This window comes from Paraburkholderia sp. BCC1885 (assembly GCF_900996235.1).
Classification (GTDB): Bacteria; Pseudomonadota; Gammaproteobacteria; order Burkholderiales; family Burkholderiaceae; genus Paraburkholderia.
Map to the genome: position 1 here is coordinate 282,820 of NZ_CAAJGM010000111.1, position 21,907 is coordinate 304,726.

19 protein-coding genes and 1 other RNA gene are annotated in these 21,907 nt (G+C 64.4%); 7 read left to right on the top strand and 13 right to left on the bottom strand.

Going from position 1 to position 21,907, the window contains the following annotated elements; translation table 11 throughout:
• Positions 1 to 319: 319 nt before the first annotated feature.
• The gene (gene pgeF, locus FQ755_RS10270; protein ID WP_144153715.1) at positions 320 to 1,201 is read right to left on the bottom strand and encodes a peptidoglycan editing factor PgeF; all 882 of its coding nucleotides are present in this window, start codon (positions 1,199 to 1,201) and stop codon (positions 320 to 322) included.
• Positions 1,198 to 2,439, bottom strand: coding sequence for an RluA family pseudouridine synthase (locus tag FQ755_RS10275; protein ID WP_144153717.1), 1,242 nt, complete (start codon positions 2,437 to 2,439; stop codon positions 1,198 to 1,200). The genes pgeF and FQ755_RS10275 overlap by 4 nt, the downstream gene beginning before the upstream one ends.
• A gap of 38 nt (positions 2,440 to 2,477) precedes the next feature.
• On the opposite strand from FQ755_RS10275, the gene FQ755_RS10280 reads away from it, so the two are divergent.
• Entirely contained in the window at positions 2,478 to 3,362 is an 885-nt protein-coding gene (locus FQ755_RS10280) for an outer membrane protein assembly factor BamD (RefSeq protein WP_144153719.1), read from the top strand.
• 177 nt (positions 3,363 to 3,539) lie between these two features.
• Here the strand turns inward: FQ755_RS10280 and rlmD are convergent, their stop codons facing one another.
• The 6 genes from rlmD to surE form a co-directional block, all read right to left on the bottom strand.
• Positions 3,540 to 4,886 (bottom strand): 23S rRNA (uracil(1939)-C(5))-methyltransferase RlmD, encoded by a 1,347-nt coding sequence (gene rlmD, locus FQ755_RS10285; protein WP_260858539.1) that lies wholly within the window; start codon positions 4,884 to 4,886, stop codon positions 3,540 to 3,542.
• 223 nt (positions 4,887 to 5,109) lie between these two features.
• A complete protein-coding gene (locus FQ755_RS10290; protein ID WP_144153723.1) occupies positions 5,110 to 5,886 on the bottom strand; it encodes a 3'-5' exonuclease in 777 nt (258 codons plus the stop codon).
• A 4-nt stretch (positions 5,887 to 5,890) separates the two neighbouring features.
• Entirely contained in the window at positions 5,891 to 6,985 is a 1,095-nt protein-coding gene (gene rpoS / locus FQ755_RS10295; RefSeq protein WP_144153725.1) for an RNA polymerase sigma factor RpoS, read from the bottom strand.
• Between the two features lie 11 nt (positions 6,986 to 6,996).
• A complete protein-coding gene (locus FQ755_RS10300; RefSeq protein ID WP_144153727.1) occupies positions 6,997 to 7,950 on the bottom strand; it encodes a peptidoglycan DD-metalloendopeptidase family protein in 954 nt (317 codons plus the stop codon).
• Between the two features lie 5 nt (positions 7,951 to 7,955).
• Positions 7,956 to 8,963 carry a protein-L-isoaspartate(D-aspartate) O-methyltransferase gene (locus tag FQ755_RS10305; protein ID WP_144153729.1) on the bottom strand — a complete coding sequence of 336 codons (1,008 nt, stop codon included), beginning with the start codon at positions 8,961 to 8,963 and terminating at the stop codon, positions 7,956 to 7,958.
• The gene (gene surE / locus FQ755_RS10310; RefSeq protein WP_144153731.1) at positions 8,960 to 9,718 is read right to left on the bottom strand and encodes a 5'/3'-nucleotidase SurE; all 759 of its coding nucleotides are present in this window, start codon (positions 9,716 to 9,718) and stop codon (positions 8,960 to 8,962) included. Before surE ends, FQ755_RS10305 begins: the two co-directional genes overlap by 4 nt.
• Before the next feature lie 148 nt (positions 9,719 to 9,866).
• Between surE and FQ755_RS10315 the strand changes: the two genes are divergently transcribed.
• Complete coding sequence (locus tag FQ755_RS10315) at positions 9,867 to 10,841, top strand: NADPH:quinone oxidoreductase family protein (protein WP_144153734.1); 975 nt, start codon at positions 9,867 to 9,869, stop codon at positions 10,839 to 10,841.
• A 115-nt stretch (positions 10,842 to 10,956) separates the two neighbouring features.
• Here FQ755_RS10315 and FQ755_RS10320 read toward each other — a convergent pair whose 3' ends face one another.
• The 5 genes from FQ755_RS10320 to ffs form a co-directional block, all read right to left on the bottom strand.
• On the bottom strand, positions 10,957 to 12,180 hold the full coding sequence (locus tag FQ755_RS10320; protein WP_144153736.1) for a CaiB/BaiF CoA transferase family protein: 1,224 nt from the start codon (positions 12,178 to 12,180) through the stop codon (positions 10,957 to 10,959).
• A gap of 22 nt (positions 12,181 to 12,202) precedes the next feature.
• On the bottom strand, positions 12,203 to 12,799 hold the full coding sequence (recR, locus tag FQ755_RS10325) for a recombination mediator RecR (RefSeq protein WP_144153738.1): 597 nt from the start codon (positions 12,797 to 12,799) through the stop codon (positions 12,203 to 12,205).
• A gap of 49 nt (positions 12,800 to 12,848) precedes the next feature.
• Positions 12,849 to 13,175 (bottom strand): YbaB/EbfC family nucleoid-associated protein, encoded by a 327-nt coding sequence (locus FQ755_RS10330; protein WP_144153740.1) that lies wholly within the window; start codon positions 13,173 to 13,175, stop codon positions 12,849 to 12,851.
• 57 nt (positions 13,176 to 13,232) lie between these two features.
• Complete coding sequence (locus FQ755_RS10335) at positions 13,233 to 15,872, bottom strand: DNA polymerase III subunit gamma/tau (RefSeq protein WP_144153742.1); 2,640 nt, start codon at positions 15,870 to 15,872, stop codon at positions 13,233 to 13,235.
• 253 nt (positions 15,873 to 16,125) lie between these two features.
• An RNA gene (gene ffs / locus FQ755_RS10340) (signal recognition particle sRNA small type) lies at positions 16,126 to 16,224 on the bottom strand.
• A gap of 374 nt (positions 16,225 to 16,598) precedes the next feature.
• On the opposite strand from ffs, the gene trxA reads away from it, so the two are divergent.
• The 5 genes from trxA (at position 16,599) to FQ755_RS10365 (ending at position 21,905) form a co-directional block, all read left to right on the top strand.
• On the top strand, positions 16,599 to 16,925 hold the full coding sequence (gene trxA, locus FQ755_RS10345; protein WP_144153744.1) for a thioredoxin TrxA: 327 nt from the start codon (positions 16,599 to 16,601) through the stop codon (positions 16,923 to 16,925).
• Positions 16,926 to 17,149: 224 nt separating this feature from the next.
• Positions 17,150 to 18,418, top strand: a complete 1,269-nt coding sequence (gene rho / locus FQ755_RS10350; protein WP_074298516.1) for a transcription termination factor Rho — start codon at positions 17,150 to 17,152, stop codon at positions 18,416 to 18,418.
• Between the two features lie 98 nt (positions 18,419 to 18,516).
• The gene (locus FQ755_RS10355) at positions 18,517 to 19,344 is read left to right on the top strand and encodes a zinc-dependent peptidase (RefSeq protein ID WP_144153746.1); all 828 of its coding nucleotides are present in this window, start codon (positions 18,517 to 18,519) and stop codon (positions 19,342 to 19,344) included.
• Between the two features lie 235 nt (positions 19,345 to 19,579).
• Entirely contained in the window at positions 19,580 to 19,843 is a 264-nt protein-coding gene (locus FQ755_RS10360) for a type B 50S ribosomal protein L31 (protein ID WP_144153748.1), read from the top strand.
• Positions 19,844 to 20,132: 289 nt separating this feature from the next.
• On the top strand, positions 20,133 to 21,905 hold the full coding sequence (locus FQ755_RS10365; protein ID WP_144153750.1) for an ArnT family glycosyltransferase: 1,773 nt from the start codon (positions 20,133 to 20,135) through the stop codon (positions 21,903 to 21,905).
• Positions 21,906 to 21,907: the final 2 nt, after the last annotated feature.

The window sequence follows — 21,907 nt, forward strand, 5'->3', positions numbered from 1 at the left end:
CGATTTTGCCGCAGTGCGATATTTTTTTAATTATCGTTTTCCCCATGTATTTCAGGGCGTTATTGCGGCTTGCTAGTGCGAATGGATAAGCCGTCTAAAAGACCGCTAATCGCCGGGCCTTTTTGCGTTTGGCATCAGAAATCATGGTCATTTTCTACTCGCGTAACGGACCGCTTCGCCGCGCAAGCGGACACCTTTGGCGGCGCAACAAAAATTCCCGCCAGCCCCCGAGCAAACCCTGACGATGTCCGCCTGTCGTGACGGCGCGCGGCATCGGCGATCACGTCCGTTCGATGCTCACAGCCTGTTCAATGCGTCATCAGTCAGCGAGCCAGATCATCGCGGCCATGCGGCCCGTGACGCGATCGCGCCGGTAGGAATAGAAGCGCTCGCGTTGCGTGACCGTGCAGGCGTCACCGCCCGTGATATGCGTCACGCCGAGGCGTTGCAGGCGCAGGCGCGCCAGTGCGGGCAGATCGGCGAGATATTTGCCGGGCATGGCAGAGCGCGGCACGAAGGCACGCGCGGTGGCCTCGTGTTGCGAATCGTCCGCGCCGTTCATGAAGGCGTCACGCACGTCTTCGCCCACCTCGAACGTCTGCGCTCCGATGCACGGTCCGAGGTAGGCGTGCAGCGAACCCAGCTCGGCCCCCGCGAGTTCGGCGACGCGCTGCGCGGTCTTTTCGACGACACCGGCGGACAAGCCGCGCCATCCTGCATGCGCCGCGCCCACCGCGCGACCGTCGGCGTCGCACAGCAATACGGGCATGCAATCGGCAATCATCACGACGCAGATCGTGTCCGGCTGATTCGTCACGCTGGCGTCGGCGCGCACCGGCGGCTCGCCCGCGCGAGCCCGCGCCAGCACGTCGTGTGCATCCACCACCTGCGCGCCGTGGACCTGTTCGAGCCACGCCGCCTCGACAGCCCCCGTCAGCGCCAGGAGACGCGCGCGATTCTCCGCGACACGAGCCGGATCGTCGCCCGCCAGCCGGCCCAGGTTCAGGCCGCCCGCGGTCTCGACGCCGTCATGCCAGCGGCCATACGGCGGCAAGCTCACGCCGCCGTTGCGCGTGCTCACCAGCGCACGCACGCGCGGCGCGGCGCGCCACGCGGGTTGCAGCACATCGGCAAATGTCAGCGCGGGGAGCACGGCGGCAGCCGGCTTCGATTCAGATGACTGCGATTCAGGTTGCGTCATGCCTCGTCGTCCTCTTCATCGTCGTCGAGGCCGTCGTCGAACGAGGCTTCGTAGCCTTCTGCTTCCTCGTCTTCGTAATACGCCTCGTCGAATTCGCCCGCGTCGTCACGGCCGAGGCCGAGCGCGGCCGACAGCGCCGCCATGTCCTCCGGCACTTCGGCGCGCCATTGCATCTCACGGCCGGTTCGCGGATGAATCAGACCCAGGCGCCAGGCGTGCAGCGCCTGACGCGCGAAACCGTCGGGTAGCGGCGTGACCGAGCGCTTGCCGCGCGCGCGCCCATAGACCGGATCGCCCAGCAGCGGATGGCCGATATGCGCGCAATGCACGCGAATCTGATGCGTGCGGCCGGTTTCCAGATCGCAATGGATTGCCGAGACCGGCTGACGCTGCCAGATAGCCGAATCGACCCGGCGAAAATGCGTGCGCGCCGGTTTGCCGGCCGCGCTCGTCACCACGGCCATGCGGGTGCGTTCGCGCGGATCGCGGCCGATCGGCGCGTCGATCGTGCCCTCGGCCGGCATGTTGCCCCAGACGAGCGCGAGATAGCGGCGCTTGACCGTGCGCGCCTGCAATTGCCGCACGAGATCGGTCTGCGCCTCGAGGGTGCGCGCCACCACCATCAGCCCGGACGTCTCCTTGTCGAGCCGGTGCACAATGCCCGCGCGCGGCAGGCCGGAGGCCGCCTCGCCATAGCGATACAGCAGCCCGTTCAGCACGGTGCCGCTCCAGTTGCCGGCCGCCGGATGGACAACCATGCCGGCCGGCTTGTTGATCACCACCAGCGTCTCGTCTTCGTAGACGACTTCGAGTGGTACCGGTTCCGGCGTGAAGGCAAGCTGCTCGGGCAGCAGGTCCGGCACGAGCTCGATGCTCGCGCCGAGCGGCACCGGCTGACGGATCTTCGCCGGCACGCCGTCCACCCGCACGCGCTCCGCTTCGATCCAGCCTTGCAGCCGGTTGCGCGAAAACTCCGGAAACACGCGGGCAAGCACCTTGTCGAGCCGCTCGCCGGCCAGTTCGTCAGGCACGCTCACCACCCGCGGCGTATTGTCCACGGCCTTGCTGGCCACGGTTTCCACCTCGCTCGCGGCGGCGGGCGGCACGAGCGCGTCGCCGTCGAGATCGTCATCTAACGAATCACTACCCAACGCGTCGGAGGGGTCAGCGCTTGGGCTATAATCTTTGTTGCTATTCCGGGCGCCTGTAGAGGAAACCGGATTATTTGAACGGGTCATTGAGTCTGGGTCACCTGGACGTAAAGCTAGACTGGAAAATGCGAGCCTTGAACATCATTACCGAATCGGCCCAAAAGACGGTGGCCCTGAAGAAAGCGGCCCGGACCTCGGTCCTGAGCGTGGTTGCCAAAGTGGCACGATACTTTGCCTGCGCCGCAGCCATCGCCGTCGTGGCGGCCTGTCACGGCCTGCCGGAAAAGACCGATGAAACGGCAACGTGGGCGAACAACAAATTATATACGGAGGCGCAGGACGCCTTGTCCGGTGGCGACTGGGGTAAGTGCGCGAAATATTTCGAGATGCTTGAGGGTCGCGATCCGTTCGGCCACTTTGCCCAGCAGGCGCAGATCAACGTAGCCTACTGCAACTGGAAGGATAGTGAAAACGAAGCCGCCAATACGGCCATCGACCGCTTTATCCAGCTGCACCCGGGTCATCCTGATATTGCCTACGCGTACTACCTGAAGGGCATGATCAACTTCAACGACGACCTCGGTCTGTTCGGCCGCTTTTCCGGCCAGGACATGAGCGAGCGCGATCCGAAGTCGCTGCGCGAGTCGTATGACGCGTTCAAGGTCGTGGTCGACAAGTACCCGACCAGCAAGTACGCCCCGGATTCGGCGCAACGCATGCGCTACATCGTCAACGCGCTGGCGTCGCACGAAGTTCACGCCGCGGACTACTACTATCGCCGTGGCGCTTATGTCGCCGCCATCAACCGTGCGCAGCTTGCCATCAAGGATTACCGGAATGCGCCGGCAATCGAAGACGCGCTGCACATCATGATGCTCTCGTACCAGAAACTGAATCAGCCGCAACTCGCTGACGACACGAAGCGCATCCTGGCCGGCACCTTCCCGGATAGCCCGTACATCACCGGTCATGCACGGCCGGGTACGGAAAAATCGTGGTGGCAGTTCTAAGCCCTACGCGCGGCGAGCGCGGCCGGAGCTAAAGCCGGCTTCACGGCTCGCCGCCTGAATAAATAAAAACGCCACGACCTGAAAGTCGTGGCGTTTTTGTTTGTGGGCCGCTTCGCTTTTGCGCAGCGGGCGCCACGGTGCGGCGGCGCTATCGCCTGACGTGCGCGTGCGGGCGGCTCAGTCCCGCTCGAACAGCGCAATCGACTCCACGTGCGACGTATGCGGGAACATGTTCACCACGCCCGCGCCCTTGAGCCGGTAACCGGCTTCGTGGACCAGCAGGCCGGCATCGCGCGCGAGTGTCGACGGATTGCAGGACACGTAGACGATTCGCTTCGGCAACGGGCCGTCGCCGCTCTGCGCAATCTCGGCCAAGGCTTTCGAGACGGCCAGCGCGCCTTCGCGCGGCGGGTCGATCAGGAACTTGTCGAAATGGCCGAGCGCGCGCATGTCGTCGGCGCTGACCTCGAACAGGTTGCGGCAGGCAAACGACGTATGTCCCGCCACGCCGTTCTCCTCGGCGTTCGCCAGCGCTCGCGTGGTCAACACCTCGCTGCCTTCGATACCCACCACTTCCCGCGCAATCCGCGCGAGCGGCAAGGTGAAGTTGCCGATGCCGCAGAACAGATCCAGCACGCGATCGGTGCGCGCAGGCGCCAGCAGACGCAGCGCCCGGCTCACCAGCACGCGGTTGATCTGGTGATTCACCTGGGTGAAATCGGTGGGCTTGAACGGCATGCGGATGTCGTATTCCGGCAGCGTGTAGTCGAGCCGGGCGTCGAGCGGATAGAACGGCGCCACCGAATCCGGCCCTTGCGACTGCAGCCAGAATTGCACCTTGTGAGCATCCGCGAAATCGCGCAGCAGTTGCTCGTCGGCGGCGTTGATCGGCTCGAGGATACGCAGCACCAGCGCCGTCACCGAGGAGCCGACCGCGAGTTCGATCTGCGGCATGCGTTCGCGAATCGACAGCCCTTCGACCAGCCCGCGCAGCGGCACGAGCATCGCCGAAACGTGCGGCGGCAGCACTTCGCACGAGGTCATGTCGGCGATAAAACTGCTCTTGCGCTCGTGGAAACCCACTAGCACGCCACCCTTCTTCGCCACGTGGCGCACGGTGAGTCGCGCGCGGTAGCGATAGCCCCATGAGGGGCCGTGGATCGGCCGGTAGACAGTTTCGGGCCGCAGTTTCGCCAGATGCGACAGGTTGTCTTCGAGCACGCGCTGCTTGACGGCTATCTGCGCGCGCACGTCGAGGTGCTGCATCGAGCAACCGCCGCAGGTGCCGAAGAACCGGCACTGCGGTTTGGTGCGGATGACGCTTTCGCGCAGCACGTCGACCACTTCCGCCTGCTCGAAACTCGGCTTGCGGCGGTAACTCAGGTAAGTCACGCGTTCACCGGGCAACGCGCCCTCGACGAAAATCACCTTGCCTGGCGTGCCATCTTCGTTGACGGTGCGGCCGACGCCGCGCGCTTCCATGTCGAGCGACTCGACTTCGAGAATCGGGGCGATAACAGGCACAGCGGGCGCGGCGGACGCACCCGCTGCGGCGGATGCTTTTTTCTTGCCTCGCGACGAGCGGTTCGAGGCGCGATGGTGGGCACTGTGAGACACCTGCGGCTTCCTGACAGACTATTGGGGGAAGGCGAGATTGTAGACGAAGCGTCGGCGGCGACGAAGATCTGCCGAAACCGCGCCGCTCATTCACCGGCCGCGCAGCCGGTGTGAATGCTGCCTGCGCGGCCTAGTCGTCGAATGCGGCCAGATATTCGGCCCAGTGCGGCGAGGGCTCAACGGCCAGCGCGCTTTTCACCAGCGCGATTTCGTCCGCGTATTCCTCAGGCGAAAAACCGCCGCGCATCAATTGAAAGCGGCAATACAGCAGGTAGGTGTTGACGACGTCCGTTTCGCAATAATTGCGGATCTGCTCGATCTGGCCGTCCTGAAATGCGTGCCATACCTGGCCGCCGTCCATGCCGAGCTTGCCCGGAAAGCCGCACAGCTTGGCGAGGGCGTCGAGCGGCGCGTTGGCGCGCGCCTGGTACATCGCCAGCACGTCCATCAGGTCGGTGTGGCGCGCATGGTAGCGGCTGATGTAGTTGTTCCACTTGAACTCGCGGTCGTCCTCGCCCAGGTCCCAGAAACGGTTCGCCGGAATGCCGTTGACGAGCGCCCGGTAATTCAGCACCGGCAGATCGAAGCCGCCGCCGTTCCACGACACCAGTTGCGGCGTGTACTTTTCGATCACGCGGTAGAACGACTGCACGAGCGCCCCCTCGCCATCCTCCAGCGTGCCGAGCGAGCGCACGCGAAAGCCGTTGTTGTCGCGAAACACGCAGGAAATGGCCGCAATCCGTTGCAGATGATGCGGCAGGAAATCGCTGCCGGTCTTTTCGCGGCGCGCGGCAAAGGCGTGCTCGGCGACTTCGGCGTCGGTCAACGTGGCGGGCAGATCTTCGAGGCGGCGAATGCCGGCGACATCGGGAATCGTCTCGATGTCGAAAACAAGAATCGGTGTCATCTATTTATAAAACGGCGTCCTTGCGCACACCGTTGGAGGCAAAGAAGCGCTTCAGGCGGACCAGCGCTTCCTGCTGGATCTGGCGCACACGCTCGCGCGTGAGGCCCATTTCGTCGGCCAGCTCTTCGAGCGTGGCCGGCTCGATATGATTGAGGCCGAAGCGGCGTTCGATCACATGACGATGCTTGTCGGACAGGCGCGCAAGCCACGCGCGCGTGAGCGTTTCCAGCTCGCGGTGCTGCACTTCGGCGTCGGGCGACTGGCTTTGATCGTCGGACAGCAGATCGAGCAGGCTGCTCGCCGGATCGAGGTCGAGCGGCGCGTCGAGCGAGGCCGTGTGCTCGTTGAGCGCGAGGATGTCGGTGACTTCGTCGGTGGTCTTGCCGGTCAGGTACGCGATGTCGTCGATGCTGGCGTCGCGCCGGTCGCCCGCATCGCCCGCGTTCATCGAATTCTTTTCAAGATGGCGCTTGGCGCGCAACACCTGATTGAGTTCACGAATCACGTGGACAGGCAAACGCACGGTGCGCGCCTGATTCATGATCGCGCGCTCGATGCTCTGACGGATCCACCAGGTGGCATACGTGGAAAAACGGAAGCCGCGCGTAGGATCGAACTTCTCGATGGCATGCATCAGGCCGAGGTTGCCCTCTTCGATCAGATCGAGCAGCGGCACGCCGCGATTCAGATAACCTTTCGCAATACTGACGACGAGCCGCAGATTGCGCTCGATCATGACCTGCCGCGCCTCGAACTCGCCCGCCTTGGCAAGCCGCGAGTAGCGCTGCTCTTCCTCCACCGTCAGAAGCGGCTTCACGCTGATGCGGTTGAGGTAATGCTGGATCGTGTCGGCTGTCAGTTCGGCCTGCAGCAGCGCGCGGAAATCGTCGGCGTCGGGCGCGGCGTCGCGGGTGGTTTCGTGCGCTTCGCCGGGGTCGTCTGCGCCGCCCTGGCGCTCGTCGAGATCGCGCGCGTTGTCGAGATCGTCAACGTTGTCGTCTTCAGCCTCCGAAGCACCGCCGTCCTCCACCGTAACTTGCGTGGCGCGACTGATCTTCTCAGACTCGGCTTGCGGCGTGCGGCGCTTCGATTTCGGCATGGTCGTATCGCTTATTGCGGCGGCAAATACTTCAGTGGGTCGACAGGCTTGCCCTGCCGGCGAACTTCGAAATGCAACATCACACGGTCCGAATCGCTATTGCCCATTTCGGCGATCTTCTGCCCCTTGGTCACCGCGTCACCCTCTTTTACCATCAAAGCGCGGTTATGTGCATACGCCGTTAGATAAGTTGCATCATGCTTGATGATAATGAGATTGCCGTAACCGCGCAGCCCATTTCCGGCATAAACAACGCGTCCGTCGGCAGCCGCTTTGACCGGATCGCCGGGCGCACCGCCGATATTAACGCCCTTGTTGGTCGAGTCGTCAAACGTGCCGAGGATCGGACCACGCACCGGCCACGCAAACGACACGTTGCTGGAGGCCGCCGCGCCCGAGTCGCTCGCGCCGGCTTGCGGCGGGATCGAAGCGGACGGCGCGGCGTTGGGACCCGCTCCGTAGACCGGCGGCGCCGAAGCGAGGCCACCAGGGGCTGCGCCCGGCGGCGGCGCGGAGTTACCCGGCGCACCACCCAGCGGCGCGCTCTGCACCCCGCCGCCGATCACCGGCGAAGTCGCCACGCCCGGCGTGAGCGCCGCGACGTTCGCGCCCGGCGGCGCCACCCGCAGCAACTGGTCCACTTCGATCTGGTTTGGGTTGGTCAAATTGTTCCACGTCGCGATGTCGCGATAATTCTGACCGTTCTCGAGGGCGATCCGATATAGGGTATCGCCCGGTTTCACCCGGTAATAGCCCGGCGGCGGCGGACCGAGCGGCACGGGCGGCGCCGGCGGCTGTTGCGCCGACAGGGTACCCAGGTCGCCGGATTTATCGACCACCGGCGCGTTATCGAGCCGTGTCGCACAGGCAGTCAACAGGGAGAGCGCGACCACGCACACGCTACGCTGGGCTACGGTGAGGTGGACATTCAGGCTGGTTCTTCGCATCGCGCGCAACATACTCATCGGTGTCAAATCACTCCGGATTTTAAGGGTACAAAGAAAACGCGATCAAGCCGCGACTCGCGCCATTGCGCGGGCCCCGTCCGCTCGACGAGCGTAAGCACCTGCTGCGTCTGACCGTCCTGCGTGCCGACCGGCGCGACCAGACGGCCGCCGATCGCCAGCTGTTCGAGCAGCGCCTGCGGGACGTCGAGCCCCGCTGCGGCAATCACGATCGCGTCGAACGGCGCGGCCGCCGGCAAACCGATGCGGCCATCACCGTAGTGGAGCCGGACGTTCGGAATGCGCAGCGGCCGCAAGTTGGTCTTGGCGCGCTCGTAGAGCGGTTTGATGCGTTCAATCGAATAAACGTCGCGTGCGACCTGGCTTAGCACCGCCGCCTGATACCCGCAGCCGGTGCCGATTTCGAGCACGTTGGCGAGGGTCCGGCCGGCGGCGGCCAGCTCGATCATGCGTGCCACCACCGACGGCTTGGAGATGGTCTGGTGATGGCCGATCGGCAGCGCCGCGTCCTCGTAAGCCTGGGGCGCGAGCCCCGGGTCCACGAACATGTGGCGCGGCACCACCGACATCGCGTGGATCACGCGCTGATCGCTAATGCCGTTCGCCCGCAGGCGTTCGACCATCCGCTCGCGAACCCGTTCCGAAGTCAGCGCGAGCGCGCCGTTCAGCGCCACGTTCGGCGCGGCGCTGCGCTCGGCGGGTTTGACGCTCGGGCGCGGCGCGGTTGGCCTCGGCGCGGCACGGTTGGCGAGCGGATTGGCCAAAGTGGCGCTTTGTTTCGTGACGACGGGTGCGGCGGGCTTGGCCGCCGGCTTGACCAGCACGGGTTTGCTCGCGGGCTTGAGCGCCGGTTTGAGCGCGGATTTCGTGACCGCAGGCTTGACCACGGCAGCCGCCGGCGCCTTGGCGAGCGTCGCCGCGCGCACCTCGCCGGGGCGCCCTTCGGGCCGGCGCGGCTCGCGAACGAGATCCTCGAGGCCAAGCGGAAAGCGCTTTGCGCGCTCGTTGGTCATGAAGCGCCGCTCCCGGCGCGCAGCCATTCGCGCGCTGCGGGCAGCATCGCCGTGTGCGTCAGGTCGAGTTGCAGCGGTGTGATGGAGACCTGGCCGTTGGCGACGGCGTGAAAATCCGTGCCCTCGCTCGCGTCGCGCGCGCTGCCTGACGGACCGATCCAGTAGATCGGTTCGCCGCGCGGGTTGGTCTGGCGGATCACCGGCTGCGACGGATGCCGCTTGCCGAGCCGCGTGATGCGCCAGTCGCCGATCTGTTCATACGGCAGGTTCGGGATATTGACGTTCAGCAACGGACTACCGGGCAGCGCGTTTTCGAGATAGTGGGCGACGATCTCAGCCGCCACCCGCGTGGCTGCATCGAGATGAACCCAGTCTTTGTCGACCAGTGAAAACGCGATGGCGGGCACGCCGAACATGACGCCCTCGGTGGCCGCCGCGACCGTGCCGGAATACAACGTGTCCTCACCCATGTTCTGGCCGTTGTTGATGCCCGACACGACCAGATCGGGCCGGTGGTCGAACATGCCGGTCAGGGCAATATGGACGGAGTCGGTCGGCGTGCCGTTCACGTAATAGAAACCCGTCGCCGAGCGCTGCACCGACAACGGTCGCGACAACGTCAACGAGTTCGACGCGCCGCTGCAGTTCTGCTCGGGCGCCATCACGGTGACGTCGGCGAACGCCTGCAGCGCTTCGTAAAGCGCAGCAAGGCCTGGCGCCAGATAACCGTCGTCGTTGCTGAGGAGGATTCGCATGCGGCGATTGTAACCGAGGAAAGAAGACGCGCGAACGACACGCCGGGCATCGCGCATGCGGCCTTGGCGGCACGGCAAAATCGCACGGTCGTTCGGCTTGCTTTACACTTCAGAATACCAACGTCAACCCGATCGAAATGGAGACACGATGCGCGCGATTCGCTGCAATCAATATGGTCCGCCGGAGAGCCTGGTGATCGAAGATCTGCCCGACCTGCAAGCACAAGCCGGCGAGATCGTGATCGACGTCAAAGCGGCCAGCGTGAATTTTCCCGACGTCCTGATCATCGAGAATAAATATCAGTTCAAGCCGCCATTGCCCTTTACGCCAGGCTCGGAAGTGGCCGGCATCGTGCGCGCGGTGGGCGCTGGAGTGACGCAGTTTCAGCCGGGCGCGCGAGTGATTGCGTTCACCGGCCAGGGCGGTTTCGCCGAGCAGGTGGTGGCGCCGGCGGCCGCCTGCGTGCCGCTCACCGAAGGGATCGATTTTGCCGTCGCGGCGGCTTTCACCCTCGCTTATGGAACCTCGCACCACGCGGTGGTCGACCGCGCCGCGTTAAAAGCCGGCGAAACCATGCTCGTGCTGGGCGCGGCGGGCGGCGTCGGCCTGGCGGCGGTGGAGATCGGCAAGGCGCTGGGCGCGCGCGTGATCGCGGCGGCATCCTCGGACGAAAAACTCGCCATCTGCGTAAAGCATGGCGCGGACGCGACCATCAACTACAGCACCGAAGACCTGCGCGAGCGCATCAAGGCGCTCACCGACGGCAAAGGGCCGGACGTGATCTACGATCCGGTCGGCGGAATCTACGCGGAACCGGCGTTTCGCAGCATCGGCTGGCGCGGCCGTTATCTGGTGGTGGGTTTCGCCAATGGCGAGATTCCGAAACTGCCGCTCAATCTCGCGCTGCTCAAAGGCGCGAGTCTGGTCGGCGTGTTCTGGGGCGACTTTGCGAAGCGCGAGCCGCAACACAATGCCGCCGCGTTCAGACAGATGACGGGCTGGATCGGCGAAGGCAAGCTGCGTCCATACGTCTCGGCGCACTATCCGCTCGCGGAAACCGGGCGGGCGCTGCGCGAAATGGCCGAGCGCCGGGTGGTGGGTAAGGTGGTGATTACGCCGTAGGCAGCGTGATGACCGGCGGGAAAGCCGGTCGTTGCTGGGTCGTTGTTGCAGTCCCGGCAATGGAAAAAGGCGCGCGCCCGATGGGCTGCGCGCCTTTTCCGTCGTCAAACTTCGCTCAAACGATCTGCTGCGCGTGCAAGGCGGCAATCTGCTGCGCGTCATAGCCAAGCGCGCCGAGCACTTCATCCGTATGCTCGCCCAATTCAGGGCCGAGCCAGCGGGTTTCGCCGGGCGTCTCGGAGAGCTTCGGCGTCACCGACGGCACGGTGATCTCCTTGCCGTCCTGCCATTTGAAACGCTGGATCATCTGCCGCGCCATGAATTGCGGGTCGGTGAACATGTCCGCGACGCTATAGATACGGCCAACCGGCACGTCCGCGGCGTTCAGCACTTCGAGCGCCTCGTCGATGGTCCGGGTAGCGAGCCAGGCGGCAATCGCTCCGTCGATTTCCTGGGTGCGCGGCACGCGGCCGTCGTTGTGCGCGAGCGCGGGGTCGTCGGCGAGATCGGTGCGTCCGATCGCCACCATCAGGCGCTTGAAGATCGGATCGCTGTTGCCGCCGATCACGATGCTGCCGTCGCGGCACGGGTAGGTATTCGACGGCACGATGCCCGGCAGCGACGCGCCGGTCCGCTCGCGCACCATCCCGTAGACGCCGTACTCCGGCACCACGCTCTCCATCATGTTGAAAACGGCTTCGTAGAGCGCGACGTCGACCACCTGCCCTTTGCCTCCGTTGACCTGCTTGTGATGCAGCGCCATCAAAGCGCCGATCACGCCGTGCAGCGCCGCGATAGAGTCGCCGATCGAAATGCCGATGCGCGGCGGCGGCAAATCCGGATAGCCGGTGATATGCCGCAGCCCGCCCATCGATTCGGCAATCGCGCCGAATCCCGGCCGGTCGCGATACGGCCCGGTCTGACCATAGCCTGACAGACGCACCATCACGAGGCCGGGATTTTCGGCCGACAGCACGTCGTAACCGAGCCCGAGTTTTTCCAGCAGTCCGGGCCGGAAATTTTCGACGACGATGTCCGCCTCTTTCGCCAGACGCCGCACGATCTGCTTGCCCTCTTCGGCCTTCAGATTGACCGTCACGGATTTCTTGTTGCGCGCCTGAACCGTCCACCACAGCGACGTGCCGCCGACTTCCGGATACAGCGTGCGCCATTTACGCAGCGGATCGCCGCCCTTGGGGTCTTCAATCTTGATGACTTCGGCGCCGAACTCGCCGAGAAAGCGCGCGGCAAACGGACCGGCGATCAGCGTGCCGAGTTCGAGCACCTTGACGCCGGCGAGCGGGCCGGCGGGACGAGTCGTGTCAGAGGGTGTGCTCATGGATCTCCGGTCCCATGCCGCGCTATAACGAACGCCGGTCGAGCATGGCGCGCGCAATCGTGCCGGCGTCGACATATTCCAGCTCGCCGCCCACCGGCACGCCGCGCGCAAGGCGCGTGACCGCGAGACCCCGGGCCTTGAGCGTCTGTCCAAGGTAGTGCGCGGTGGCTTCGCCTTCGTTGGTGAAATTGGTCGCCAGCACGACTTCTTTGACGATGCCGTCCGTGGCGCGTTTGACGAGCCGGTCGAAATGGATTTCCTTCGGACCGATGCCGTCGAGCGGACTCAGACGGCCCATCAGCACGAAATAGAGGCCGCGATAGGTCATGGTCTGCTCGAGCATGATCTGGTCAGCCGGTGTCTCGACGACACACAGCAATTCGGGATCGCGCTCGGCGTCGCTGCAGACCTCGCAGATCTGCGCCTCGGTGAAGGTATTGCACTTCTCGCAGTGCTGCAGATGCTCGGTGGCGAACAGCAACGACTGGCCGAGCTTTTCGGCGCCCTCGCGGTCATGCTGCATCAGGTGATACGCCATGCGTTGCGCGGATTTCGGCCCGACACCGGGCAGCGCACGCAGCGCTTCGACGAGCGCCGACAAGGCGGAAGGTTGTTTCATGCGGAATCGGCGGCGTCGAAGTGGCTGGTCTTCAGAGTGACCTGGGGGCTCAGAACGGCAGCTTGAAGCCCGGCGGCAGCGGCATGCCGGCGGTCATGCCGCCCATTTTTTCCGCGGCGGTGGCTTCGGCCTTGCGCACGGCGTCGTTGAACGCGGCGGCGACGAGGTCTTCCAGCATGTCCTTGTCGTCGGCGAGCAGGCTCGGGTCGATCGACACGCGGCGCACTTCGTTCTTGCAGGTCATCGTCACCTTGACGAGACCGGCGCCCGACTGCCCTTCGACTTCGATCAGGGCAAGCTGGTCCTGCATCTTCTTCATGTTTTCCTGCATCTGCTGGGCCTGTTTCATCAGCCCGGCGAGTTGACCTTTCATCATGACGTGCTCCTTCTTGATAGCGTGAAATGTGGGGTGTGGCGCTATGATGCGCCGCAATCAATGATTCGACGAGGCGCCGGCGGCGTCCGGTGCAATCGGCTTGATGGAGCCGGGCACGATGCTCGCGCCGAACTCGCGGATCAGCGACTGCACGAACGGGTCCGATCCGATCTCGCGTTCAGCCTCTTTTTGACGCTGCGCGCGGGCGGCGGCGTCGAAAGCCGCTGCGGTGCGGCGCGCCGGACCGACTTCGACCAGCACCTCGACGGTCTTGCCGAGGCGCTCGGCCAGCGCGGCCTTGAGCTTGGCGACCTGCGAGGCTTCGGCGTATTGCGGCACCGGCACGTTGAGCTTGAGCGTGGCGCCGTCGAGCGCCATCAGTTCGCTGTTGAAGGCGAGCTGATAGGAGATTCCTTTGAGCGGCAGGCCCACGGCGAGCGCGGGCCAATCGCCCTCGAAACCGATGGCATCCAGCGGCACGGCCGGCGGCAGCGGGCGCGTGTCGACGGGCGCGGCGACCGGTGTGGCGGAGGGCACGCGCACGTCGTCCGGACCGGCGTCGAACACGGGCATATAGCCGTCGTCGGGCGGGCCGAAATAGTCGTCTTCGGCGGACAGCGGCACGAAGTCGTCAGGCGGCATGTCGTCCCACGGCGGCACGGATGAGGCGGCCTGCCCCTCCTGTCCGCCATTGCGCGCTGCCGGGAACGCCGACGACGCAGCGCGCGCGGGCGCAGATTCCTGGGCGCGACGCGCTGCATTGGGCGTCGGCACCGGGACGGTGACGCGGGGCGCCGCGGGCTTCGCGGGGACAGCGGGCGCGGGCCGGCCCGCAGCGGCAGTCGCACGGCCGCGATCCGAGGATACTTTCAGGCCCGCGCTGCGCAACACATCGAGCGCGGCGCTGGCGCCACCGGCGCGGCGCGGCGCGGCGTCGGCGGCGAAGTCGTCTTGTGCCGCAGAGGATGCCGCCGCCGGCGCGGCTTGAACGGCGGGTCTGGCGGCCGGCGCGGGAGTTGACGGCGTTACGGTTTCGGCAGCCGTCGAAGCTGGGACAGTAGCCACGGCGACTACAGGCGCAGCCGGTTCCTGCTCGAGTGCCTGGTCAAGGGCTTGGTCAAGTGCCCGGTCGGATGCCCGCTCAGGTTCCGGTGAATCTGCGGTCGCGCTAGCGGGAGCCGCGACCGTCAGCGCCTCCGGAGCTACGCCGGCGCTCGCGTCGGTTGCGTCCGCCGCGACGCTGGGGTGCGTCGCCGGCTCTGCTTCCGGCTCTACTGCTGCCAGAACCGGCGTCTCGGCGCGCTCAGCTACGACAGGTTCGCTGCGCTCCGCACTAGTCGCCGGATCAACCGGGCGCTGCGCTTCCTCGGCAGGACTGGATTGCACAGCTGGATTCAGTTGCGCGCGAGGCATATCCGCCTGAACACTGCGAGCTTCCTCGACCATGCCGGCATCGCGCGGCGCAGCAGTCTGCGGCGCCACCGCCGCCGCGCCCACAGGCGCCGCCTGCGCCTTCGACGCCGACACGGCCGGCGTTGCGCTGCGCTTCACACCGCCCGCCCCGGAGGCACCGGCCGGACGCGCCGGCGCAGCCCCACCGCCGCCGCCCGTCGGCGCCGGCTCGAAGGCCAGCATGCGCAACAGCGTCATCGTGAAGCCGGCGTATTCGTCAGGCGCGAGGCCCAGTTCGCTTCGGCCGATGGTCGCAATCTGATAGAACAACTGCACATGCTCCGCGCTCAGCGCTTGCGCGAAACGCCGCAGGTCCGCCGCTTCGGGCCACTCGTCCAGCACCGACGACGGTGCGAACTGCGCCCACGCAATGCGATGCAGCAAGCTCGCCAGATCCTGCAACGCGGTCGAAAACGACAGGCTGCGCAGCGACATTTCATCAGCAACCGACAGCACCGCCGGACCATCGCCGTCGGCCAGCGCGTCGAGCAGGCGGATCAGGTAACTCTGGTCGAGCGCGCCGAGCATGCCGCGCACCGCTTCCTCGTTGACCTGGTTGGCCGAATAGGCGATTGCCTGATCCGTGAGCGACAACGCGTCGCGCATCGAGCCGTCGGCCGCGCGCGCCAGCAGGCGCAGCGCCTGGGCGTCATACGGCACGTGTTCCTCGCCGAGGATGTGCTCCAGATGCGAGACGATATGCCCCGCCGGCATCTGCTTCAGATTGAACTGCAGACAGCGTGATAACACCGTGACCGGAATCTTCTGCGGATCGGTGGTGGCGAGGATGAATTTGACGTGCGGCGGCGGTTCTTCCAGCGTCTTCAGCATGGCGTTGAAGGCGTGGTTCGTCAGCATGTGCACTTCGTCGATCATATAGACCTTGAAGCGCGCATCGACCGGCGCATACACCGCGCGTTCCAGCAGCGCGGCCATTTCATCGACACCGCGATTACTCGCCGCGTCCATCTCCACATAATCGACGAAGCGCCCTTCGTCGATCTCCCGGCACGCGCGGCACACACCGCATGGCGTCGAGGTCACGCCGGTTTCGCAATTGAGCGCCTTGGCGAAGATGCGCGAGAGCGTCGTCTTGCCGACACCGCGGGTTCCGGTGAACAGATAGGCATGATGCAGACGGCCGCCGTCAAGCGCGTGCGTGAGCGCGCGCACCACGTGCTCCTGTCCGACGAGCGAAGCGAAATCCTTCGGCCGCCATTTGCGTGCGAGAACTTGATAGGTCATCGGGAAATTGTATCAGTAACGATAGCGCGCACAGGCGATTCGACCACGCACGGATACGTGCCGCCGCCTCATTGAAAATGGCTAGCGAAGCGATAGAAAAAATAGTGGGATGCGAGAGCAGCGAACCGGACGGATAAGCACACGCCGGTGGACTCTGGTGAAGCGAAAAATGCTCGCGGAGTGCGTTGCTGCCACCGGGTACGAACTCAGTACCAAACCTCGGTACCAACCAGTTGGCAACAACGAAAAAGAAGGTGACGAGCCCGACCCTCGGCACTGGTGGAAAACGGCTGTGGCTGCTTCGTTCCCGACCTGACCAGGTTGACCGCCCCTCCATGCGAGGAGGCCCGTCACGGAAGATTCTACCATCGGTCAACGGCCGGTGCGACTGTTAATGCGAACAAAGTTAGTTGGACGCCCTCTTGTGTTTCATGCCCGCAACCACCAGATATGGTGCGTAACAGAAGCTGGCACTCTACCGGCGGCGCTTGTCCCTACTGCCTGCATGAGTACTATCACCACCGGCAACGCATAGCAATTTAGGCTAAACTGACGTACGAATGTCCCGTTAAGCCGAGCATTCTGCGCATTCCGGAGCGCTTCGAAAGAGTCGCCCGCATGTGCCAGTGAGGCTCCCTTTGCGGCAATGCAAACGGAAGTTTTCTTAGTTTGGTGTATCGTGGCGAGCAATCAAGGCGGGCCTCGATCCGAGAGAGGTATTCATATATGAGCGAAAATATCAAGCACATCAGCGACGCATCGTTTGAACAGGACGTCGTGAAATCCGATAAACCCGTGCTGCTCGACTTCTGGGCAGAATGGTGCGGTCCGTGCAAGATGATTGCACCGATTCTCGAGGAAGTCGCGAAAGACTACGGCGACCGTATCCAGATCGCCAAGATCAACGTGGACGAGCATCAGTCCACGCCGGTCAAGTTCGGCGTGCGCGGCATCCCCACGCTGATCCTGTTCAAGAATGGCGCGGTCGCGGCCCAGAAGGTCGGCGCCCTGTCGAAATCGCAACTCACCGCGTTCCTCGACGGCAACCTGTAATTCGCCGCTGTCGGTAAAGCGCGCGCCCGCGCGCTCCTGTGTGCGTGTTGTCAGCCGACAACACGCATAACAATAAGATGTTGTGACGCCACGCTGGCGGAAATTGGCGTGTGCTATGCTAGAATCCGCAAAACGTCGAAAAGACGCTTAAGTCCTTGAGCGGTTCCGCTCACTCTCCTCCCAGATTTCATTTCAGGTCGCACCTTCTCCTGCGGGTTCTCCGTATGCATTTATCCGAGCTTAAGACTCTGCACGTTTCCGAATTGATCGAAATGGCCAATGGCCTCGAGATCGAAAGTGCGAACCGCCTGCGCAAGCAGGAATTGATGTTCGCCATTCTTAAAAAGCGCGCCAAAACTGGCGAAACGATTTTCGGCGACGGCACGCTCGAGGTGCTGCCTGACGGCTTCGGCTTCCTGCGCTCGCCGGAAACCTCCTATCTGGCGAGTACGGACGATATTTATATCAGCCCGTCGCAAATCCGCCGCTTCAACCTGCATACCGGCGACACGATCGAAGGCGAAGTCCGCACGCCGAAAGACGGCGAGCGTTATTTCGCGCTGGTCAAGGTGGACAAGGTCAACGGCCAGCCGCCGGAAGCCTCGAAGCACAAGATCATGTTCGAGAACCTGACGCCGCTGCACCCGAATAAGGTGCTGCTGCTCGAGCGTGAAATGCGCGGCGAAGAAAATGTGACCGGCCGGATCATCGACATGATCGCGCCGATCGGCAAGGGCCAGCGCGGTCTGCTGGTCGCTTCGCCGAAGTCCGGCAAGACCGTGATGCTTCAGCACATCGCTCACGCGATCAAGCAGAACCATCCGGATGTCATCCTGTTCGTGCTGCTGATCGACGAACGCCCGGAAGAAGTGACCGAAATGCAGCGTTCGGTGGCCGGCGAAGTGATCGCCTCCACGTTCGACGAACCGGCTGCGCGTCACGTTCAGGTCGCCGAAATGGTGATCGAAAAAGCCAAGCGCCTCGTCGAAATGAAAAACGACGTGGTGATTCTGCTGGACTCCATCACGCGTCTCGCACGTGCCTACAACACAGTGGTGCCGGCTTCCGGCAAGGTGCTCACGGGCGGTGTGGACGCCAACGCGCTGCAACGTCCGAAGCGCTTCTTCGGCGCGGCGCGTAATATCGAGGAAGGCGGCTCGCTCACCATCATCGGTACGGCGCTGATCGAAACCGGCAGCCGCATGGACGACGTGATTTACGAAGAGTTCAAGGGCACCGGCAACATGGAAGTGCACCTGGAGCGCCGTCTTGCTGAAAAGCGGGTCTACCCGTCGATCAACCTGAACAAGTCCGGCACGCGTCGCGAAGAACTGCTCATCAAGCCCGAGATCCTGCAAAAGATCTGGGTGCTGCGCAAGTTCATCCACGACATGGACGAAGTCGAGGCCATGGAATTCCTGCTCGACAAGATCCGCCAGACGAAGAGCAATTCCGAGTTCTTCGACATGATGCGCCGCGGCGGCGGCAGTTAAGCGCCGCACCGCGTAGCAAAGGCACGGCTAGCCTGTGCCGTGAAACCGCCCGCCTTTGAGCGGGCGTTTTTTCGACTGCGGCAAACACCGATCGAGCGATGCTGGCGAAACTCACCCACTGGTTCGACGCGCGCCGCCGCGAGCGAGCCCTGCGCAATTATCCGATCGACGACCGGCTCTGGCAGGCGACGCTCGCCGGCCTGCCGTTTCTTGCCCATCTCGACGCCGTGGATCTCGCCCGGCTGCGCGAACTGACAAGCCTCTTTATCGCGCAAAAGGAGTTCTCCACCGCGCACGAACTCGAACTGACCGACGCCATGACCGTCGCCATCGCCGCTCAGGCCTGCCTGCCGGTGCTCAATCTCGGCCTCGACCTGTATCGCGGCTGGGTCGGCGTGATCGTCTATCCGGGCGAATTCGTGATCCGCAAAACGGTTGAGGACGAAGACGGCGTCGTCCATGAGGTCGAGCACGACGCCAGCGGCGAGGCCTGGGAAGGCGGTCCGGTGGTGCTGTCCTGGGAAGACGCGCAGATGACCGACGGCACCGACGCCTACAACGTGGTGATCCACGAATTCGCCCATAAGATCGACATGCTGAGCGGCGAAGCCGACGGCCATCCGCCGCTGTTTCGCCGCTGGCACGCGCCGCTCGATGCCACGGCCTGGAGCGACGTGTTCGACCACGCCTACGACCATTTCTGCGCCCGCGTGGACGCCGTGCCGGAGCGCCGTTGGGCGCGTTTCGAACGGGAATCGCTGATCGACCCGTATGCGGCCGACCATCCTTCGGAATTTTTTGCCGTTTGCAGCGAGGCGCTGTTCGTCCAGCCGCACGCATTCGAAGCCGAATATCCGCAGCTTTACCGGCTGCTGGCCCGCTACTACCGGCAGGATCCCGCGCGGGTGGGCGCGCTGCAAGGCTAGGCTGCGGCGGCGTTTGACGCTTGATCGGAACCAGAACGCGCCACCGCGCCGCGCCGGTCTTGCGCCGGTCCGCCAGCCGCGAAAAAACCTCCGCAAAGATCGTCAAGCGTCTGATTTTCTGGCATAATCGCCGTTTTTCGACCTTAGGCAAGTGGCTCGCGCCAAAATGCTTTCGCAAATCAGGTGATCTTGCGGCTGCACGCGGGTTGGCTACCGCCAGACTAGAGGATTTACCATGAAAGAAGGCATTCACCCGAATTACCGCGAAGTCCTGTTCGTCGATATGTCCATCGACTTCAAGTTTGTGACCCGCTCGACCATCCAGACGCGCGAAACTGGCGAATTCAACGGCAAAGAGTACCCGCTCGCCAAGATCGAAGTGTCGTCGGAATCGCATCCGTTCTACACCGGTCAGCAAAAGATCATGGACACGGCAGGCCGCGTCGAGAAGTTCAACAAGAAGTTCGGTTCGCGCGCTACCGGCAAGGCAGTCAAGTAATACCTGCCTCGTTACCGGCTGCAAGCCGGACGGAAGTTCGAGTACCCGCACAAGAGGGCAGCGTAAGCTGCCCTTTTTTGTCGCCTGGCGCCACGGCGCCTCCGGGCGTCGGCGGCAGCGGGGTCGTCCAATACCTGATTACCGTCCTGCCCGCAACGTTGCGGCCCGTTACTGACCGTGACGCGTGCTGCGCGCCACGTCTACAATGCCGGATGCCGCAAATCGGCCATGCTGCCGGGCACCCTGCCCGGCGCCGGTCGAGGCGCTTATCCGAGATCAACATATCCGCATGAGATCAGTCGTTCGCCTCACTGCTTCCGCCACGAGCGCCTTGCCGCGCTGGCTGTTGCTGGCCATCAGCATTGTCTACGCCGCGTTCGGCCTGTTCGGCCGCGATCCGTGGAAGAACGAAGATGCAGCCGGCTTCGGCGTCATGTGGACCATGGCCAAGGGCAACGCACACGACTGGCTGTTCCCGAATCTCGTCGGCAAGTATCTGACCGCGAACGGCCCGCTTGGCTACTGGCTCGGCGCCAGTGCGATCCGCGCGCTCGCGCCGTGGGTCGACCCCAGCAATGCCTCGCGCGTGTTCACCGGTCTGCTGTTTTGCGGCGCCTGCGCGTTCGTCTGGTACACCGCGTATCTGCTCGGCCGGCGCCCCGAGGTCCAGCCGTTCAAGTACGCCTTCGGTGGCGAGCCCGAACCGCGCGACTATGGCCGCACCCTTGCCGACGGCGCGCTGCTGATTCTGCTCGCCTGCTTCGGCCTCGCCGAGCGCGGCCATGAAACCACGCCGCAACTCATCCAGTTCGCCTGCATTGCAATGCTGCTGTACGGCCTCGTGCGGATGATCGACAAGCCCGTGCAGGGCGCGCTGTTGTGGGGCTTCGCGCTCGGACTCGTGGCGCTGGCGAGCAACCCCGTGCTGGTGGGCGCGCTGCTGATCGGCACGCTCGTCATGACGATCGTCGTGCCCGCCGCGCGCACGCGCTGGCTGCTGCTGGCCGGCTTGCCGGTGGCGCTGGTGCTGGCGCTGTCGTGGCCTGTCGCCGCCCTCTCCGCTTACCCTGACGACGCCGTCTGGTATCTCAATCAGTGGGTCAGCACCAGCCTCACCGCGTTTGCCGGCCCGCCCGGTTCGGTGGCCCGCTACGCGCTGAAAAATCTGCCGCTCTTCACCTGGCCCGCGTGGCCGCTCGCCATCTGGGCGTGGTTTAGCTGGTCCGGCCTGCGGCGCGCGCCGCACGTGGCGATTCCACTGGCCGTGATCACGCCGCTGCTGATTCTCGTCGTGCTGCAGAGCCATCAGACCAACCTGCTCTTCATGCTGTTGCTGCCGGCCCTCGCGGTGCTGGCGACCTTCGCGCTGCCCACGCTCAATCGCGGCACGATCAACGCCATCGACTGGTTCGCGCTCCTCAGCTTCACGATTCTGGGCAGCACGGTATGGCTGTTCTGGATTGCCGGTCTCACCGGGTTCCCGGCGCCGCTCGCGCGCAACATGGCGCGTTACGCGCCGGGCTTCGTGCCGCAGTTCAAGCTGCTGTCGTTTGTCTGCGCGGTGGCGGTGACGGTCTGCTGGTTCGTGCTGGTGCGCTGGCGCCTCGCACGCCATCCGAAGGTGCTGTGGCGCAGTGTGGTGCTGTCCAGCGCCGGCACCACGCTGATGTGGGTGCTGGTGATGACGCTGTGGCTGCCCATCATCAACTACAGCCGCACGTATAAGGACGTGGCCGAGCAGATCGCCACTCATCTGCCCGACGACTACAGCTGCATTTCGCCGGTGCGCCTCGGCAATGCGCAGATCGCGACCTTTGCCTATTTCGGCCACATGCATTTTTCGTTCGATCAGGACTGCGACGTCATCCTGCGGCAGGACACGCAGGACTACGGCGAGCCGAGTTCGATGTCGAACTTCGTCTGGAAGCTGGTCTGGGAAGGCCGCCGCGTCGCCGACCGCGACGAACGCTTCCGCCTGTACGTGCGCATCGACCGTCCGAAGCCGCCCGCCAGACACCGCGCCTGGCGTCCCCGCCAGGCCACTCGCGCCGGCACGGACTGATC